Below are 18,674 nucleotides of genomic sequence, written 5' to 3'. Positions count from 1 at the left end.
TGAATGTCTATTGAAATTAAAGTCCCAGATATCGGTGCTGATGAAGTTGAAGTCACCGAAGTGATGGTGAAAGTGGGTGACCGTATTGAGGAAGAACAATCCTTAATCACCGTAGAAGGCGATAAAGCGTCTATGGAAGTCCCATCACCACAAGCGGGTATTGTTAAAGAGATCAAAATTTCCGTGGGCGATAAAGTCCAAACGGGTTCTCTTATCATGATTTTTGAAGCAGAAGGTGCCGCGCAAGCAGCACCAGCTCAAGCAGCGGCACCAGCACCAGCTGCAGCACCTGCAACAGCTGCGCTGAAAGAAGTTCACGTTCCAGATATCGGCGGTGACGAAGTTGAAGTTACTGAAGTAATGGTAAAAGTGGGCGATAGCGTTGCTGAAGAACAATCACTGATTACTGTTGAAGGCGACAAAGCTTCAATGGAAGTGCCAGCACCATTTGCTGGCGTAGTGAAAGAAATTAAAATTGCAACAGGTGATAAAGTGAGCACAGGCTCTCTTATCATGGTATTTGAAGTTACAGGTAGCGCACCTGTTGCTCAAGTGGCACCAGCACAAGCTCCAGCGGCATCTGCACCAGCAGCATCTGCTGTGAAAGAAGTGAATGTTCCAGATATCGGCGGTGATGAAGTTGAAGTTACTGAAGTGATGGTGAAAGTAGGTGATTCCATCTCTGAAGAACAATCTCTGATCACAGTTGAAGGTGACAAAGCTTCAATGGAAGTGCCAGCACCATTTGCAGGTGTGGTTAAAGAGATCAAAATTGCAGTGGGCGACAAAGTGAAAACTGGCTCACTGATCATGACTTTCGAAGTTGCCGGTGCAGCGCCTGTCGCTCAAGCACCAGCAGCAACCGCGCCAGCGCCAGCAAGTTCTGCACCAGCAGCACCGGCTAAAGCACAAGCGACTGCGCCAGCTGCGAAAGAAGAGTTTGTTGAAAATGATGCTTACGTTCATGCAACACCAGTTATTCGTCGCTTAGCGCGCGAATTCGGTGTGAATTTAGCGAAAGTAAAAGGTACTGGTCGTAAAGGTCGTATCTTACGTGAAGACGTTCAGTCTTACGTGAAAGAATTAATTAAACGTGCTGAATCAGCGCCAGCTAATGCAGGTGGCGGATTACCTGGCATGTTACCTTGGCCGAAAGTTGACTTCAGCAAGTTTGGTGAAATTGAAGAAGTTGAATTAAGCCGTATCCAGAAGATCTCTGGTGCTAACTTAAGCCGTAACTGGGTGATGATCCCTCACGTAAATCTGTTTGATGAAGCAGATATTACTGAGGTTGAAGAATTCCGTAAGCAGCAAAATAAAGAAGCAGAGAAGAAAAAACTGGATGTTAAGATCACGCCATTAGTCTTCGTAATGAAAGCAGCAGCGAAAGCGCTGGCAGATATGCCTCGTTTTAACAGCTCTATCTCTGAAGATGGACAGAAACTGATCCTGAAAAAATACATCAATATCGGTATCGCAGTAGATACACCTAACGGTCTTGTTGTTCCTGTTTTCAAAGATGTTAACAAAAAAGGCATTATCGAACTGTCTTATGAGTTAGCTGAAGTTTCTAAGAAAGCGCGTGCAGGTAAACTGACAGCAGCAGATATGCAAGGCGGATGTTTCACTATTTCTAGCCTTGGTGGTATCGGTACTACCGGTTTTGCACCAATCGTTAACGCACCAGAAGTTGCGATTATGGGACTTTCCCGTTCTTCCATGAAACCTGTATGGAATGGTAAAGAATTCGTACCACGCTTGATTTTACCAATGTCACTATCTTTCGATCACCGTGTGATCGATGGTGCTGACGGTGCTCGATTCATCACTCTGATTAATCAGTACATGAGTGATTTACGTCGTTTGGTAATGTAATTTTAAAACCGGTGCTTAGCGCCGGTTTCTCTGATTACAGTGATGGGTTTTACAGTCATACATCTTAGGTTGTGAGATCCGTCATGTTAGAGCGCTTTTCAGTTTATTAACATTTCTGTAAACTGCATGCGGTATGTAAGTCTCGGTGTTAAATATGGATTATCGTCTGACTCGCCGGACAAATAAATAATGAGGTCACGATGAGTACTGAAATTAAAGCACAGGTAGTGGTTCTCGGTGCAGGCCCTGCGGGATATTCCGCGGCGTTCCGTTGCGCTGACTTAGGTTTAGAAACAGTTTTAGTTGAACGTCACTCTACTTTAGGTGGTGTTTGTCTGAACGTGGGTTGTATCCCTTCTAAAGCGTTACTCCACGTTGCTAAAGTTATCGAAGAAGCGAAAGCATTGTCTGAACACGGTGTTGTATTTGACGCACCAAAAACAGATATCGACAAAATTCGCATCTGGAAAGATAAAGTTATCTCTCAGTTAACGGGTGGCTTAGCGGGCATGGCTAAAGGCCGTAAAGTTACTGTCGTTAATGGCGAAGCACGATTCACTGGTTCTCACACATTGTCTGTTGAAGGTGCTGAAGGTGCAACTACCATCACTTTTGACAATGCAATCGTTGCTGCCGGCTCACGTCCAATCGAATTACCATTCATTCCACATGAAGATCCTCGTGTATGGGACTCAACAGATGCACTGCAACTGAAAACCGTACCAGAGCGTTTACTGGTTATGGGTGGCGGTATCATCGGTCTGGAAATGGGAACGGTTTATCACTCTCTGGGTTCTCAGATTGACGTAGTTGAAATGTTTGATCAGGTTATTCCTGCTGCTGATAAAGACGTGGTTAAAGTATTTACCAAACGTATCAGCAAGAAATTTAACCTGATGCTAGAAACCAAAGTAACTGCGGTTGAAGCAAAAGAAGATGGCATCTACGTAACAATGGAAGGCAAAAAAGCCCCAGCAGAACCACAACGTTACGATGCAGTATTAGTTGCTATCGGTCGTGTACCTAACGGTAAACTGTTAGACGCGGGTAAAGCAGGTATCGAAGTTGATGATCGTGGCTTTATCCATGTTGATAAACAAATGCGTACTAACGTACCTCACATCTTTGCTATCGGTGACATCGTTGGTCAACCAATGCTGGCTCACAAAGGTGTTCATGAAGGTCACGTTGCAGCAGAAGTTATCTCTGGTAAGAAACATTACTTCGATCCTAAAGTTATTCCATCAATCGCTTATACTGAACCAGAAGTTGCATGGGTTGGTATGACTGAAAAAGAAGCGAAAGAGAAAGGTGTTAGCTATGAAGTGGCTTCTTTCCCTTGGGCGGCATCAGGCCGTGCAATCGCATCAGATTGTGCTGATGGTATGACTAAACTGATTTTCGACAAAGAAACTAACCGTGTTATCGGTGGTGCAATTGTTGGTTCTAACGGTGGTGAACTGTTAGGTGAAATCGGTCTGGCAATTGAAATGGGTTGTGATGCTGAAGATATCGCATTAACTATCCACGCTCACCCAACGTTATACGAATCAATTGGTATGGCTGCGGAAGTATTTGAAGGTAGTATCACTGACCTGCCAAATCCAAAAGCGAAAAAGAAAAAATAAGCGACTCGTTTACTGAAAACAGTTTACTAAAGTTGTTTAAATGATAAGGGCTAAGTTCTTTATAGAACTTGGCTCTTTTTTTATGGTTTCTATTTAGAATATGACTGTTTTGTGAAGACTCATATCGATTATTATGTGCATTAGTCGTTTATTTAACCGTTAATTTCACTTTAGTGCTAATTTGGGTATTAAAAAAACTATAAAAAGTGTGGTTATTAACCCAAATCTTGGTTAAAAGTCTCTGTTATATATTTTGTTTAAGTGTTTTAATCTGAATAAGTGGATATTTGAATCTGATTAATGTTACTTTTATGTGAACGAATTAACATCGTGTTGAAGATTTGCTATGCTGATAGCCCTTAGCTGGGCATAATTTTACAATCTCTTATGTTTTATGCGAGCAAAAGATCCTCTGACCTGGCATCCTTCAACAGACAGGGTGCAGACAGCCGGGTTATACAAAATGACAAAGAAGCGAGGAGACAGTCGTGCTAGAAGAATACCGTAAGCACGTAGCAGAGCGTGCAGCTGAAGGTGTCGTTCCAAAACCTCTCGATGCCACACAAACAGCCGCACTTGTTGAGCTATTAAAAAATCCCCCTAAAGGTGAAGAAGAATTTCTTCTTGATTTAATTGTTAACCGCGTTCCACCCGGAGTTGATGAAGCTGCCTATGTTAAGGCGGGCTTTTTAACTGCCCTCGCGAAAGGCGAAACCACATCACCTCTTATCACACCAGAAAAAGCTGTTGAATTATTAGGCACAATGCAAGGTGGCTATAATATCCATGCATTAATTGAGTCTCTGGAAAATGATAAGTTAGCACCAATTGCAGCCAAAGCGCTTTCTCACACATTACTGATGTTTGATAACTTCTATGATGTTGAGGAAAAAGCAAAAGCAGGCAACGTTTATGCTAAGCAAATTATGCAATCTTGGGCTGATGCACAGTGGTTTACTGAGCGCCCTGCATTAGCGGAAAAAATTACTGTTACCGTATTTAAAGTCACTGGTGAAACTAATACCGATGACTTATCTCCAGCACCTGATGCTTGGTCCCGCCCTGATATCCCATTACATGCTTTAGCAATGTTGAAAAATGCGCGCGAAGGCATTGAGCCTGACCAGCCGGGTAGTGTAGGCCCAATTAAACAAATTGAAGCATTAAATAAGAAAGGCTTCCCACTGGCTTATGTTGGTGATGTTGTTGGGACTGGCTCATCACGTAAATCAGCAACTAACTCTGTACTCTGGTTTATGGGAGACGACATTCCGTTCGTTCCTAATAAACGAGGTGGTGGTGTTGTTCTTGGCGGCAAAATCGCGCCTATCTTCTTTAATACTATGGAAGATGCGGGAGCACTCCCAATCGAAGTCGATGTTTCTAAATTAAATATGGGTGATATTATTGATATTTACCCATACAAAGGTGAAATTCGTAACCATGAAACGAATGAGTTACTGGAAACCTTTGAGCTGAAAACTGAAGTATTAATTGATGAAGTGCGTGCTGGTGGTCGTATTCCATTGATCATTGGTCGTGGATTAACGTCAAAAGCGCGTGAATCGCTAGGTTTACCGGTTAGCACATTGTTCCGTCATGCTAAACCTGTTGAAGAAAGCAACCGTGGATTCTCTTTAGCACAGAAAATGGTCGGTCGTGCTTGTGGTCGTACAGGTATTCGCCCTGGCGAATATTGCGAGCCAAAAATGACCTCTGTGGGTTCACAAGATACTACAGGTCCAATGACCCGTGATGAGCTAAAAGACTTGGCGTGTCTTGGTTTCTCTGCTGATTTAGTGATGCAATCATTCTGTCATACCGCGGCCTATCCAAAACCAGTAGATGTTACAACACATCACACCTTACCTGATTTTATTATGAACCGTGGCGGAGTTTCACTGCGTCCTGGTGACGGTATTATCCACTCATGGTTAAACCGCATGTTACTGCCTGATACTGTTGGTACAGGCGGTGACTCACATACTCGTTTCCCTATTGGTATCTCATTTCCAGCAGGTTCAGGCTTAGTGGCTTTTGCTGCGGCAACAGGAGTAATGCCATTAGATATGCCAGAATCTGTTCTGGTACGTTTTAAAGGTGAAATGCAACCGGGTGTGACACTGCGTGATTTAGTTCATGCTATTCCTTATTACGCGATCCAAGACGGTTTACTGACAGTTGAGAAAAAAGGTAAGAAAAATATTTTCTCTGGTCGTATTCTTGAGATTGAAGGCTTACCAGAGCTTAAAGTAGAACAGGCATTTGAGCTTGCTGACGCATCAGCAGAGCGCTCAGCAGCAGGTTGTACGATTAAACTGGATAAAGCGCCTATCATTGAATATCTGCAATCTAATATCATCTTACTGAAATGGATGATTGCTGAAGGTTATGGCGACCGCCGTACTATTGAACGTCGTATTACATCAATGGAAAACTGGCTGAAAGATCCTCAATTACTTGAAGCTGATGCAGATGCAGAATATGCGGCTGTTATCGAAATCGATTTAAATGAGATCAAAGAGCCAATTTTATGTGCGCCGAATGATCCTGATGATGCACGTCTGCTCTCAGAAGTGGCAAACAGCAAAATTGATGAAGTATTTATTGGTTCTTGTATGACCAATATTGGCCACTTCCGTGCTGCGGGTAAACTGCTTGATCAGCATAAAGGTCAATTACCAACACGTTTATGGGTTGCACCACCAACAAAAATGGATGCAGCACAATTAACGGAAGAAGGCTATTACAGCGTCTTTGGTAAGAGTGGTGCGCGTATCGAAGTACCGGGTTGTTCATTGTGTATGGGTAACCAAGCACGCGTTGCTGATGGTGCAACAGTGGTTTCAACATCGACACGTAACTTCCCTAATCGTTTAGGTACAGGTGCGAATGTGTATCTTGCTTCTGCGGAGCTTGCCGCAGTTGCGTCATTATTAGGTCGTTTACCTGAGCCACAAGAGTATCTGGACTTTATGAGTAAAGTGGATGAAACTGCAGAAGATACTTATCGCTATTTAAACTTTGACCAACTAGAGCAATATACAGATAAAGCAGACCAAGTTATTTTCCAAACAACGGTATAACGATTAATTTATTGCTTTAAAGTATTTTATATGAACAAACGGGAGGCAAATGCCTCCCGTTTTTTGTTATTTTTGTCATAATAAGAATAAGATATTTTTTATCAAAAAGTGGCAGCTTAATAAGGGGCGTACACCATGGATTATGAATTTCAGCGAGATCTCACTGGCGGTATACTAGCCCGTTTTTCGATGGATCATGAAGCAATAGGCTATTGGCTGAATGATGAAATTCAGGGCGATATTAGTCTGATAGATCAAATTCTTGAAGAAATGGAAGGTATTAAAGGTAGTGAAAGACAGTGGGAATTAATCGGTAAAGAATACAGCCTTTCTATTGATGACGAAGAAGTAATGGTAAGAGCAAATACATTACATTTTGAAACAGATGAAATGGAAGAGGGCATGAGTTATTACGATAACGAGAGTATTGCTTTTTGTGGGCTAGATGATTTCGCTACTATGCTACAAAAATACCGGTTATTTATTCTGGAAAATAGAAAAAATTAACAAATCCTATATATTTTTGGAATAAATCTGCCACAATATACTATTGAATTACTCTTCTTTTTATTACGTTTTTAAGTTTAAAAGGTGGTCTAATGAATGAATTACCTGCTAGTTTAGATGAAGCAACGGGTTGGTTTGTCGCCAATCAAGATCTCTTTATTCAGTATGCAGTCAATATTGTTGCCGCATTTTTGATCCTATTTATAGGTTTATTTGTGGCAAAAATGATTGGAAAAGGTGTTGCTAGAGTTTTAACGTTACGTCATATCGATGCTACTGTCGTGACATTCTTATCTGTTTTAGTGCGTTATACCGTTGTCGCTTTCACTTTAATTGCAGTATTAGGCCGATTAGGTGTACAAACGGCTTCTGTTATTGCTGTATTAGGTGCGGCTGGTTTAGCGGTTGGTTTAGCTTTACAAGGCTCACTTTCAAACTTTGCTGCTGGTGTGCTTATTGTTATTTTCCGCCCAATTCGTGCAGGCGAATATGTGATTATAGGGGCTGTGGAAGGTACTGTTAGAGATGTCCAAATTTTCTCAACGACTTTGCGCTCAGCAGATGACAGAATTATTGTTATCCCAAATAGTAAGATAATCAGTAGCGAAGTGATTAACTTAACGAGAGAGCCTGATCGCCGCACTCAAATCATTGTTGGTGTAGCGTATGATGCTGACATTGATACGGTAAAAAAAGTATTAGGTGATGTCGTTGCTAAAGACAAACGTATTCAACATGATAAAGGCGTGACTATCCGTTTACATGAAATGGCACCGTCTTCATTAAATTTTGTGGTACGAGTGTGGACAAAAAATGATGATGCGTGGCCTGTCTATTGGGACTTAATGGAAGACTTTAAACGTACATTGGATGCGAATAAAATTGGTATTCCATTCCCACAAATGGATGTCTATATGCATCAAATACAAAGTGCGACGACTAAAGCAGAATAGTCACACTAAAATAGATGATTTAGAGCCACGTTAATAACGTGGCTTTTTTGTATTTATTGCCATTAGTTTTTCTTATTATCAATAAGAATGATTCATTTCCTCTAATATCAAAACCCCTCTATTATTCATCCAATATTAAACGAATAATTATTAGGATATTTTGCATGTTCACAACTTTTTTTCAGGGGTTTTTATTAAGTGCAGCAATGATTTTACCAATAGGGGCTCAGAATGCCTTTGTTTTACAACAAGGAAGTAAAAAGCAGTTTCATTTGATGAGTGCATTTTTATGCGCTTTAAGTGATGTTATTTTGATCTCGGCAGGTGTCTTTGGTGGAAGTGCTCTACTTAGCCAATCAGAAATACTTTTATTACTGATCACTTGGGGTGGAGTCGCGTTCTTATTATGGTATGGCTGGAATGCATTTAAAACTGCTTTTTCAAAAGATATTGAATTGTCACAAAGCGAAAATCAGGTAAAAAGCCGTTGGCGTGTGATCGTAACATTAGTTGCCGTAACATGGCTTAATCCTCATGTTTATTTAGATACTTTTGTTGTGATAGGTAGTATTGGCGGGCAATTAACGTCAGAACTTCGTCCTTGGTTTACATTTGGTGCGGTATTTGCCTCTATAAGCTGGTTTTTTGCGTTATCACTCTTGGCAGCTTGGTTTTCTCCAATATTAAGCAAAGCGCGCGCTCAACGTATTATTAATCTGTTTGTGGGATGTGTAATGTGGTTTATTGCTGTTCAATTAGCGGCACAAGGATGGAAAACTCTCTTTTAATCTTAAAGAACTTTACATCAGATATGCTAAGGTTCTTCTTAGCCATAAAAGATGGTCTTAAATTTTATTATGTCGGGGGTTTTTGTGAAATTAAAAGCAATTGTATTAGCATCCGTGTTTACGCTGGGATTACCTTCTTTTGCATTAGCGGCGTCTGAGCCAGAAGGGCCTCATATCACAACATCGGGTAATGCGACAATTAAAGCCGCTCCTGATATGGCAACATTAAATATTCAGGTTAACGAAAGAGCAAAAGATGCAGCTCAGGCTAAGAAACAAGTTGATGAGCGTGTTGCAAAATATTTTGCCTTCTTAAAAGAAAATGGTGTTGTTAAAGAAGATATTGATGCTGCTAATATCCGTACTCAACCAAACTATGAGTACGATAAAAAAGCAGAGCGTTCAGTGATTAATGGTTATACCGCAACACGTACTGTTAATGTTAAAATTAAGAAATTAGAACAGCTTAATACGTTGCTTGATGGCGCATTAGCAGCTGGTTTAAATGAGATTAATAACGTTGAATTTGGTGTCAATAATCCAGAACAATACAAAACAAAAGCACGAGAAGTTGCGATTAAAAATGCAATTGATCAAGCAACGTCAGTAGCAAAAGGTTTCGGTGCAGATTTAGGTGCTGTTTATAGCGTGAGCTATCGTGCGCCAGAAGCCACACCTTATCCAATCGCACAAGTGCGCATGGATGCAATGGCATTAAAAGCACAAGCACCTGCTGCTGTGCAAGAAACCTATGAACAGCAAAGCATTGAGTTTAAAGATTATGTTGATGTCGTTTTTGAATTAAAACGCACTAAATAATCATGTGGTGATAAAAACAAATAGGCTTCAATATGAAGCCTATTTTTTGTGTTAATAAGATGAAATAGCGTATTACTCTTCATCCTGTTTTAAAACTTTACGGCCAAAATCAATGAGTGCGTCTGTCACTTTTCTCATGGTTCTACTTTCTGGCGCAAATCGGTGCCAATAAAGCATACGTCGCTGGCAAAGCCCTGGCGTTAAATCAACCAATTCCCCGCTTTTTAGTTCATTAGCAATTTGCAGATGAGGGATCATACAACAGGTTGAACCTTGTTTAGCTAATTGCACAAAGGCTTCAGATGAGTTCACAATATGACACGGCACACTACCGGGTGATAAGCCGAAATTTTGTTGTAAAAATGCCTGATGCATATCATCAAGATGGTCAAATGCGACTGCTGGCGCTTTTAATAACGAAGATTTTGTTACGCCATTGGAAAAGTAGCGTTGAGCAAAGTCAGGAGAAGCAACGAATAGGTAATCGAGAGCGCCTAATTGATCAACAAGGCAACTTGGTAGTGCTTGTGGCTGAATACTGATTGCACCAACCACTTCGCCTCGTCTTAATCGCTCTTGAGTACGAGTTTCATCTTCTACTTGAATATTGAGACGAATAGGCAGTTGCGTTAATACGGGATGTAAAGCAGGCAATAACCATGTTGCTAAACTGTCAGCATTCACAGCCAAAGAGAGTAAAAGAGGCGTAGAACCGCTATTTTCATCACCTAACCATTGTTCTTCAAGTAATTCTACTTGATGCAATAGCGCTAATAATTTTTGTCCTTGCTCAGTGGGTTGAGGTGGAACAGTTCTGACTAATAGCGGTTGCCCGAATAAGTTTTCTAATTGTTTGATACGCTGTGAAACGGCAGATTGTGTAATACATAACTTTTGCGCGGCTCTTTCAAAGCCACGTTCTCGAATGACGGCATCAAGGGCTTGCAATGCTCGATAATCAGGGCGTTTCATTAACAGACTCTCTTCGATTTTATATTCTATTGCTTACTATGCCATATTTTTCGTTGTAATGAGTTAAAATGTTGCTTCTCAGTTTTTGATGTGTCTCGTGCTAGTTTTGAATGCGATATGCTATTCTTAGTCCATTAACGTGATAAATAAGGTTTTTTAAATGACTCAGGATGAATTGAAAAAAGCAGTAGGTTGGGCGGCGCTTGAATATGTAAAACCAGGCACGATTGTGGGTGTCGGTACTGGCTCTACGGCTTCTCACTTTATTGATGCATTAGCAACAATGAAAGGTCAAATCGAAGGCACTGTTTCAAGTTCAGAAGCATCAACTGCAAAATTAAAAAGTTACGGCATTCCTGTTTTTGATTGTAATGAAGTTGACTCTTTAGACATTTATGTTGATGGTGCTGATGAAATTAACCATCACATGCAAATGATCAAAGGTGGCGGAGCAGCATTAACCCGTGAAAAAATTATCGCAGGTGTAGCGAAAACATTTATCTGTATTGTTGATGAATCTAAACAAGTCGACGTATTAGGTAAATTCCCACTCCCCGTAGAGGTGATCCCAATGGCGCGCTCTTATGTTGCGCGTGAACTCGTTAAGTTAGGTGGTTTACCTGAATATCGTGAAAATGTGGTAACGGATAACGGTAACGTTATTTTAGACGTTCATAACTTAACTATTCTTAATCCTATTGAACTGGAAAACAAAATTAACAGTATTCCAGGTGTTGTAACCGTAGGATTATTTGCTAACCGTGGTGCGAATGTTGTTTTAATGGGTACCTCTGAAGGTGTGAAAACCATTAAGTAATTCTTTTTAAGATAGGTAGCGATGGCTACCTATTTTTTAAATTATTTTAGAAACTGCAAATTCAGTGATATATATCACACGACAGTTATATCTCTCTTTAAAATCCTGCCATTTTCAAAGTCAAAATCATTTTACTCGGTAGAAAATCGCTTTCTTTACCGCTTATTCTGTCATCACAGCAATCGGTTGTATTGCCACAAAATCTATTTTTGTTATGTTGTTGAGACAGGATTTTGTTTTTCATTAAATGTAATAACGATAGGGCAGGGTAAATGGTCAAAGTATCTTTGGAAAAAGAAAAAATAAAGTTTCTACTCCTCGAAGGTGTGCACCAAAGTGCAGTAGAAAATTTAAGAGCTGCGGGTTATACCAATATTGAATATCACAAAGGTGCATTATCGGACGAAGAATTAAAAGAAGCTATCCGTGATGCACGTTTTGTTGGTCTTCGTTCCCGCACTCATTTAACGGAAGAGATTTTTGCTGCGGCTGAAAAATTAGTTGCAGTGGGGTGCTTTTGTATTGGTACCAATCAGGTTGATTTAGAGGCTGCTGCCCGTCGTGGTATTCCTGTTTTCAACGCACCTTTCTCAAACACCCGTTCCGTGGCTGAGATGGTGCTTGGCGAATTACTGTTATTATTGCGTCGTATTCCTGAAGCCAATGCGAAAGCCCATCGTGGTGTTTGGGATAAACAAGCCAAAGGCTGTTTTGAAGCACGAGGTAAAAAACTGGGTATTATTGGTTATGGTCACATTGGCACACAATTAGGTATTTTAGCCGAAAGTGTGGGTTTAGATGTTTATTTCTATGATATTGAAAACAAACTGCCATTAGGTAATGCAACGCAAATTCGTCATCTCTCTGAACTGTTGAATATGTGTGACATTGTCAGCTTACATGTGCCAGAAACACCATCAACCAAGAATATGATTGGACATGAAGAAATTCAGCGCATGAAGCCGGGAGCAATTCTTGTCAACGCTTCTCGTGGTACGGTGGTTGATATTCCTGCATTGGCTCAAGCGTTAGAATCAAAACATTTATCTGGTGCTGCGGTTGACGTATTCCCATCAGAGCCGGGTGCGAATAACGATCCTAACGATCCGTTTGTTTCTGAACTTATCAAATTTGACAATGTGATATTAACACCACATATCGGTGGTTCAACTCAAGAAGCGCAAGAAAACATTGGCTATGAAGTTGCGGGTAAATTAGCGAAATATTCAGATAACGGCTCTACATTATCTGCTGTTAATTTCCCAGAAGTATCACTGCCAAGCCACGGCGACGATGTAAACCGTTTACTGCATATTCATGAAAACCGCCCAGGTATGATGAATAGCATCAACAAAGTGTTTACTGAAGAAAATATCAACGTAGCCGCGCAATATTTACGTACGTCAGGTAACGTAGGTTATGTTGTGATCGATATTACAACACAAACGAAAGCTCAAGCTGAGTTAGTGTTACAAAAAATCAAAGCATTACCGGGAACAATCCGCGCTCGTATGCTTTACTAATTATTAATAAATTATTCGTAATATATTGAAGGCTCGAAATATCGAGCCTTTTTTGTATCTTTTAATCTTTATTTATTGAATTTGTTGCTGCCATAATTGGTAATAGAGTGCTTGGTTTTCTAATAAATGGGAGTGAGAGCCTTCTTCTAATACCTGCCCTTTATCTATTACATAAATATAATCTGAATGCGCTAATGTATTAAGACGGTGTGCAATACTTATTACGGTTCTGTTTTTACAAATTTGAGGTAAATTCGCTAAAATTTGTGCTTCAGACTCATAGTCTAATGCAGATGTTGCTTCATCTAAAATAAGAATACGTGGATTAGTTAATAAGGCTCTAGCAAGTGCAATACGCTGGCGTTGCCCGCCTGATAAATTAGCGCCTCTTTCTCCTACTTGTGTATTAAATCCTAAAGGAAGTTGATTAATAAAATCTAAAGCGCCAGCAAGTCGAGCCGCTTCTGTTATTTCTTCTTCACTCGCATTCGGTTTTGATAAATGAATATTTTCAAAAATAGAGCCACTAAATAAAAAGCTCTCTTGTAAAACGATACTCATGCTTTGGCGTAGAGATAAAGGATCAGCGATAGCTAAATCCATGCCATCAATATAAATTTTTCCTTGTTGGGGCGTATAGAAACGTTGAATTAAGCGAGTAAGAGTACTTTTTCCTGAGCCAGAACGCCCTGTAATACCAATAAATTTCCCTGCTGGAATAGATAAAGAAAGTGACTCAATAACATCAGGTGTCTTGTCTGTGTAACGAAAATAGACATTTGAAAAAGTAATGCTCCCTGTTATTTTAGGAACGGTAGCTAATCCTTGGTATTGGTGTTCTGTGGGATTACTTAAAATATCACCAATACGGCGCAAAGAAATGGATGTTTGTTGAAAATCTTGCCAACATTGCGCTAAACGTAAAATAGGTTGTGTAATATGGGCGGCAAATAAATTAAACGCGATAAGTTCACCTACGGTCATTTGTGCATTAATAATGAAATTGACGCCTTGCCATAAAATAATTGCAGTAGTGATCTTATGAATAATAAAAATAAATTGCTGAGCGAATAACGCTTTTTTAGCACCTGAAAAACGTTTATTGATGTGATCGGTCAACTTGTATTGCCACTTTTCTATAAAATGATTTTCTGTCGCCGTCACTTTAATGGTTTCTATGCCATTTATCGCTTCTGTCAGTAGACTAATATTATCTGCGTTGGTTTGATATTCTTGCTTTACCCAATAACGAATGATAGGTCCTAGAATAAGCCAAAATATAAAATAAAGAACTAAAGAACTTAATGTTATCCACGTTAAGGTTGATGAATAAATAAACATCACAAAGATAAACACAGCAATAAAAATAAGATCAAGCACCATCATCAATGCTGAACCAGTAATAAATTGTCTGATATGTGAAAGCTCTTGTATACGAGCAATGATTTGTCCAGATGGGCGTTGAGTAAAAAAATGACTCGGTAAGCGGACGAGATGTTGATACGCTTTTCCTGAAAATTCAGCACTTAATTGACAAGATATAAATGCATATAACTTATCTCGCAAAAAAAGATATATGGGTTCCGTGATAGCAATTAAGACGAATAGACAGCCAAATAGATGTAAATTAGATAAATTTCTCCCCGTTAAAACGGTATCGATAAATTTTTCAAAAATAATGGGATTCACTAGAGCAAAAAGTTGAATGCAACAAGATAAAATAAAAAACAGGAATAATGATTTTTTCTGCTTTAGTATAGAAGGAATAAACCAATTTAGATTAAATTTTGATAATGATGAAGAGGGCTCTTTAGCAATAAGTTGTAATGTATTAAGCTTTTTTTCTTTATCAATGATATGTTCGGTTTTTATATTATTTTTAGGATTTATAATAATTAATGTTTTTTCTTTTATTTTTTTTAATATATACCAAGAATCATTTATTTCTATAAGGGTATCGATAATAAAATGCTCATTATAATCGAATAAGCAGAAATCACCTTTTAATTCCAAAAGTTGAATGGCTTCAAGAATATCCCATTTATTAAGATGATCTTCTTTACCCAGAAAATGAATAACTTGCTATTTTTTTATCTTTCCACTTTGTGTTTTTGAAAAATAAATTAGTCCATCAATAATTGATGAGTGATATTTTTTTTCTTTCTCTAAATTAATATTATTCATGATATTCAGCATCTTATTATTTTTCTGTTAGTGCGTTATGACGGTAAACTTCTATTGGGCTTAAGAAATAGTCAATAACACGACGTCTATCGATAATAATTTCAGCGATTAAAGACATTCCTGGAGCAAGGTTATATTGTTGATTATTGCTTTCTATCATTTGCGTATTTAGTTCAATTGTTGCGGGATAAACTAAACCTAGCTGCTCATGTTGAACGGAATCTCTGGCGATATTAGTTATATTTCCTTCTAAGGTGCCATAACGAGTGTAAGGAAAAGCATCTATTTTTATCATTGCTTTTTGCCCTACATGAATAAAACCAATATCTTTATTGAGAATATTAACTTCTGCTATATTGTGTTGATTATCAGGGATTATCGTCATCACTTGTTGTGATGGTTGTAAGATACTGCCAAGTGTGTAATTTGTGATTTGTTGTACAGTACCAGCAACGGGAGAACGGACGATTTTTAGCTGTTGTCGTTTTTGGGCATGATTAAGATTTTGGCTATAAATTAATAGTTCACTTTCATACTGTTTATATTTATCATGCCATTCTAATTTTTTCTGCTTCTCCAAATTATCTAAATTTTCATTTAGTTTTTTCTCTTGACTCTTAATAAGTTGATATTCAGCATTCTTAATTGTAATGACTCGGTTTATTTCTAATAACTCTTTTTCATTTTCTAGATATTCCATTTGGCTAATTATTTTTTTTATAAAGAGCTTTTTCTTAAGAATAAAACGTTGTTTAATATTTTCCTTTAATATATTTAATGATAATAGTTCATTATGGATCATGGTTTGATTTTTATTATTAACCTCGATTTCGGCATCAATTAAATTTATATTACTTTCAAATTCATCTTTTTCTTTTTGGTAACTGATAAGAATGGATTTTTTTGTTTTTTCATCTAATTTATTAAAATGATAAAGTTTTTGTGGAGATGTTTCTTGGCTTAATGCTTGATAACGAAGTTTAAGTAACAGCAGGCTATCTATTTTTTTCTGTATTCCCTTAACTTCCTCATCAACACCCAGTATATCGAGTGTTAATAATGCATCACCTTGATTTACTTTTTGTCCCTCTTTTACATGAAGGACAGCAAGGCGGCTATGCTCATAAATTTGAATAACTTGAGAATGCCCTGCAACAATAAGTTTACCTGTTGCAGATGATTGCACATTTAATTTACCTAAATAGGCCCACATAAGAAAAGCGATAACACTGAATGAAATAATTGACGCAATATAACGACTATATGGCGTTAAAGGTTTTTCAATAAGTGCAATATGATTAGGGTAGAAATCATAATTAATATTCTTTTTATTACGATGAAATACTTTAGAAAGTGCAGATTTTATATTTAGGTTCATACTCAACATCCTTGTTGACGTTGCCAAAGTTTTTTGTAGTGGCTATTTTTTGCAATTAATTCCTTATGTGTTCCTTCTTCAATAAGGTTGCCTTTTTCCAACACAATAATACGATGGCAAGTTCTCACCGTTGAAAGTCGATGAGCAATAATGATAACGGTTCTCTCTTTTGCAATAAGAGGAAGGTGCTCTTGGATAATAGCCTGAGATTCATCATCTAATGCGCTGGTGGCTTCATCAAAGATTAAAATTTTAGGCGAAGATAATAAGGCTCTTGCAATCGCAATACGTTGGCGTTGTCCTCCTGATAAGGATTGTCCTCCCTCTGCAATAATAGTGTCATAACCTAATGGTAGTTTTAAAATAAATTCATGAGCACCCGTTAGTTTTGCTACGTAAATAACGTCTTCTAAAGAGGCATTTTGTCGAGTGAGTCGGATATTATCAAACACACTGAGATTAAATAAAAAATTTTGTTGTAGAATAATACCTATTTGCTGGCGTACTCTATTTAAATTAAGTTGTGAAAGAGGAATATTATCAAGTGTGACATGACCTGATTGTGGAATATAAAGACCTGAGATCATGCGTGCTAAAGTACTTTTTCCTGATCCTGATGTTCCAACAATACCAATAATTTCATGTCTTTTTATATGTAATGAAATATTATTTAAAATAGCAGGCGTATGATTTTGATAATGAAAACTGACATTATCAAAGGTAATTCCCCCCTTAATATTTGTTTCTAATATTGAACTATTTTGTTCTTTAGGAAGGTTAAGTATATCTTGTAAGTTGTAGATTGCTGTTTTTGTTTTGATATATTTTCCCCAAACATCAATAGCTGTCGCTAAAGGTTGTAAGCAATAGCCAAGTAGCATCGTAAAAGCAATAAGCTGACCTATTGTCATTGAGAGCGAAATAACTTCACAAGCCCCTACCCATAAGAGTAGTGCAACTGTTGTTTTATTTATAAATGACACAATAAAGCGAGATAAATTATCAATATTTTGAAGCTTTTCGCTTTCACCTGTTAGTTTATGTATTTGTGTATACCATTGTTGTGTAAATCTTGGCTCAAGAGAAAGGCTTTTAATTGTCTCAATACCACCTAAGCTTTCAGTAAGAAAGGCAGTATTGACTGCAACTTTTTGATAAAGATGCTGAACTGCAAATTCTATTTTTGGGGCAAGTAATTTAGCTAAAATAAGATAAAGAGGAATTGTCGAAATAAATATTAATGTTAGCTTTAGCGATAATATTGCCATTGCAAATATAAATAAAAAAATAAAAGAAGAATCAACAAATAACAGTAACAGTGTTTTTGTTATAAATTCTCGTATAATATCTAATTCTTTTATTCGAGCAACAATGGCACCGGTTTGACGTGATTTAAAATAGCCGATAGGAAGTCTAAACAAGTGTTGAGCGAGTTTTAGACTTAACGTTATATCAATTTTATTTGCTGTGTGTTGATAAATATATTCTCGAATTCCTTTTAGTGTCCCTTCTAGAATAGCAATAAAAATTAAACCAATAATTAAAACATCTAGTGTTGATAGAGACTGATGGATAATCACTTTATCCATAATAATTTGTATTATAAAAGGCGATGTGAGCATTAATAGTTGAAGAATGAGTGAGTAAAAAAGGATATTTATAAAGATAAGTTTGTATTTCTTTATTACTGTAAAAAACCATGAGAGACTAAAAAATGGATTTTCTTTAAAGCAAAGGTAATAACATTGTGTAATGTTTAATGAATTGAATTGGCTTTGACTTAGATTTTCTGTTTTATCTGTTTGCAGATTATAAATCAGATATGTGTTTTCATTTTTTTTTAATAATATAAATGTGTTGTTTTTATTATCTAAAAAAATAATGTGATGTTCTATTTTTTTTAAAATAAGTGATTTTTTTGTTTTTTTTAGTTTAAATTGATGTTCATTTTCTAATGAGTTTATATTAGAGTCTTTTTTTATTTCTATTTCTCTCTTTTTAGTTAGATTGATAATAATACTAATGCTTTTTATTAGGTGACTTTCTGTTTTATTATCCATGACAATAAAATACCTTTTGTATAGCTGAAAAATATAAAAAGGTATTTAATATTATTTTTTTTATCAAAAATATAAAAAAACACA

General features: G+C 37.6%; 13 protein-coding genes. 9 read left to right on the top strand and 4 right to left on the bottom strand.

The genetic code is table 11. The features are described 5' to 3' along the window. Positions 1-3: 3 nt before the first annotated feature. The 7 genes from aceF (at position 4) to F1325_RS13545 (ending at position 9,656) form a co-directional block, all read left to right on the top strand. Entirely contained in the window at positions 4-1,875 is a 1,872-nt protein-coding gene (aceF, locus tag F1325_RS13575) for a pyruvate dehydrogenase complex dihydrolipoyllysine-residue acetyltransferase (protein WP_160230577.1), read from the top strand. 200 nt (positions 1,876-2,075) lie between these two features. Continuing rightward, a complete protein-coding gene (gene lpdA / locus F1325_RS13570) occupies positions 2,076-3,503 on the top strand; it encodes a dihydrolipoyl dehydrogenase (protein ID WP_109371104.1) in 1,428 nt (475 codons plus the stop codon). A 488-nt stretch (positions 3,504-3,991) separates the two neighbouring features. Then, positions 3,992-6,589 carry a bifunctional aconitate hydratase 2/2-methylisocitrate dehydratase gene (gene acnB, locus F1325_RS13565; protein WP_109371102.1) on the top strand — a complete coding sequence of 866 codons (2,598 nt, stop codon included), beginning with the start codon at positions 3,992-3,994 and terminating at the stop codon, positions 6,587-6,589. 135 nt (positions 6,590-6,724) lie between these two features. Next, complete coding sequence (locus tag F1325_RS13560; protein WP_100159097.1) at positions 6,725-7,096, top strand: YacL family protein; 372 nt, start codon at positions 6,725-6,727, stop codon at positions 7,094-7,096. A 92-nt stretch (positions 7,097-7,188) separates the two neighbouring features. After that, positions 7,189-8,049, top strand: a complete 861-nt coding sequence (mscS, locus tag F1325_RS13555) for a small-conductance mechanosensitive channel MscS (protein ID WP_109371100.1) — start codon at positions 7,189-7,191, stop codon at positions 8,047-8,049. A gap of 164 nt (positions 8,050-8,213) precedes the next feature. Next, entirely contained in the window at positions 8,214-8,837 is a 624-nt protein-coding gene (argO, locus tag F1325_RS13550) for an arginine exporter ArgO (RefSeq protein ID WP_160230576.1), read from the top strand. Positions 8,838-8,921: 84 nt separating this feature from the next. Then, positions 8,922-9,656 carry an oxidative stress defense protein gene (locus F1325_RS13545; RefSeq protein WP_109419752.1) on the top strand — a complete coding sequence of 245 codons (735 nt, stop codon included), beginning with the start codon at positions 8,922-8,924 and terminating at the stop codon, positions 9,654-9,656. A 72-nt stretch (positions 9,657-9,728) separates the two neighbouring features. On the opposite strand, the gene F1325_RS13540 is transcribed toward F1325_RS13545, so the two are convergent. Then, positions 9,729-10,628 (bottom strand): LysR family transcriptional regulator ArgP, encoded by a 900-nt coding sequence (locus tag F1325_RS13540; protein WP_088494952.1) that lies wholly within the window; start codon positions 10,626-10,628, stop codon positions 9,729-9,731. A gap of 160 nt (positions 10,629-10,788) precedes the next feature. Here F1325_RS13540 and rpiA point away from each other — a divergent pair, with 160 nt between their 5' ends. Beyond that, positions 10,789-11,445, top strand: a complete 657-nt coding sequence (gene rpiA / locus F1325_RS13535; RefSeq protein WP_072063358.1) for a ribose-5-phosphate isomerase RpiA — start codon at positions 10,789-10,791, stop codon at positions 11,443-11,445. A gap of 272 nt (positions 11,446-11,717) precedes the next feature. Beyond that, positions 11,718-12,968 (top strand): phosphoglycerate dehydrogenase, encoded by a 1,251-nt coding sequence (gene serA, locus F1325_RS13530; protein WP_109371094.1) that lies wholly within the window; start codon positions 11,718-11,720, stop codon positions 12,966-12,968. 72 nt (positions 12,969-13,040) lie between these two features. Here the strand turns inward: serA and F1325_RS13525 are convergent, their stop codons facing one another. The 3 genes from F1325_RS13525 to F1325_RS13515 all read right to left on the bottom strand — a co-directional run bounded on the left by F1325_RS13525 (position 13,041) and on the right by F1325_RS13515 (position 18,590). Then, positions 13,041-14,981 (bottom strand): type I secretion system permease/ATPase, encoded by a 1,941-nt coding sequence (locus F1325_RS13525; protein WP_244313524.1) that lies wholly within the window; start codon positions 14,979-14,981, stop codon positions 13,041-13,043. Between the two features lie 187 nt (positions 14,982-15,168). Next, positions 15,169-16,530 (bottom strand): HlyD family type I secretion periplasmic adaptor subunit, encoded by a 1,362-nt coding sequence (locus F1325_RS13520; RefSeq protein ID WP_160230575.1) that lies wholly within the window; start codon positions 16,528-16,530, stop codon positions 15,169-15,171. Between the two features lie 2 nt (positions 16,531-16,532). Continuing rightward, positions 16,533-18,590 (bottom strand): peptidase domain-containing ABC transporter, encoded by a 2,058-nt coding sequence (locus F1325_RS13515; RefSeq protein ID WP_160230574.1) that lies wholly within the window; start codon positions 18,588-18,590, stop codon positions 16,533-16,535. Between the last annotated feature and the right edge of the window lie 84 nt (positions 18,591-18,674).

Source organism: Proteus columbae, from assembly GCF_009914335.1.
GTDB lineage: Bacteria > Pseudomonadota > Gammaproteobacteria > Enterobacterales > Enterobacteriaceae > Proteus.
The sequence above is the reverse complement of the archived record's forward strand: the minus strand, read 5'-3'. Positions and strand labels throughout refer to the sequence as shown.

Coding starts and splice junctions, on each gene's coding strand:
- aceF (WP_160230577.1), top strand. CDS start 4: ATGTCTATTGAAATTAAAGTCCCAGATATCGGTGCTGATGAAGTTGAA.
- lpdA (WP_109371104.1), top strand. CDS start 2,076: ATGAGTACTGAAATTAAAGCACAGGTAGTGGTTCTCGGTGCAGGCCCT.
- F1325_RS13560 (WP_100159097.1), top strand. CDS start 6,725: ATGGATTATGAATTTCAGCGAGATCTCACTGGCGGTATACTAGCCCGT.
- mscS (WP_109371100.1), top strand. CDS start 7,189: ATGAATGAATTACCTGCTAGTTTAGATGAAGCAACGGGTTGGTTTGTC.
- argO (WP_160230576.1), top strand. CDS start 8,214: ATGTTCACAACTTTTTTTCAGGGGTTTTTATTAAGTGCAGCAATGATT.
- F1325_RS13540 (WP_088494952.1), bottom strand. CDS start 10,628: ATGAAACGCCCTGATTATCGAGCATTGCAAGCCCTTGATGCCGTCATT.
- rpiA (WP_072063358.1), top strand. CDS start 10,789: ATGACTCAGGATGAATTGAAAAAAGCAGTAGGTTGGGCGGCGCTTGAA.
- serA (WP_109371094.1), top strand. CDS start 11,718: ATGGTCAAAGTATCTTTGGAAAAAGAAAAAATAAAGTTTCTACTCCTC.
- F1325_RS13520 (WP_160230575.1), bottom strand. CDS start 16,530: ATGAACCTAAATATAAAATCTGCACTTTCTAAAGTATTTCATCGTAAT.
- F1325_RS13515 (WP_160230574.1), bottom strand. CDS start 18,590: ATGGATAATAAAACAGAAAGTCACCTAATAAAAAGCATTAGTATTATT.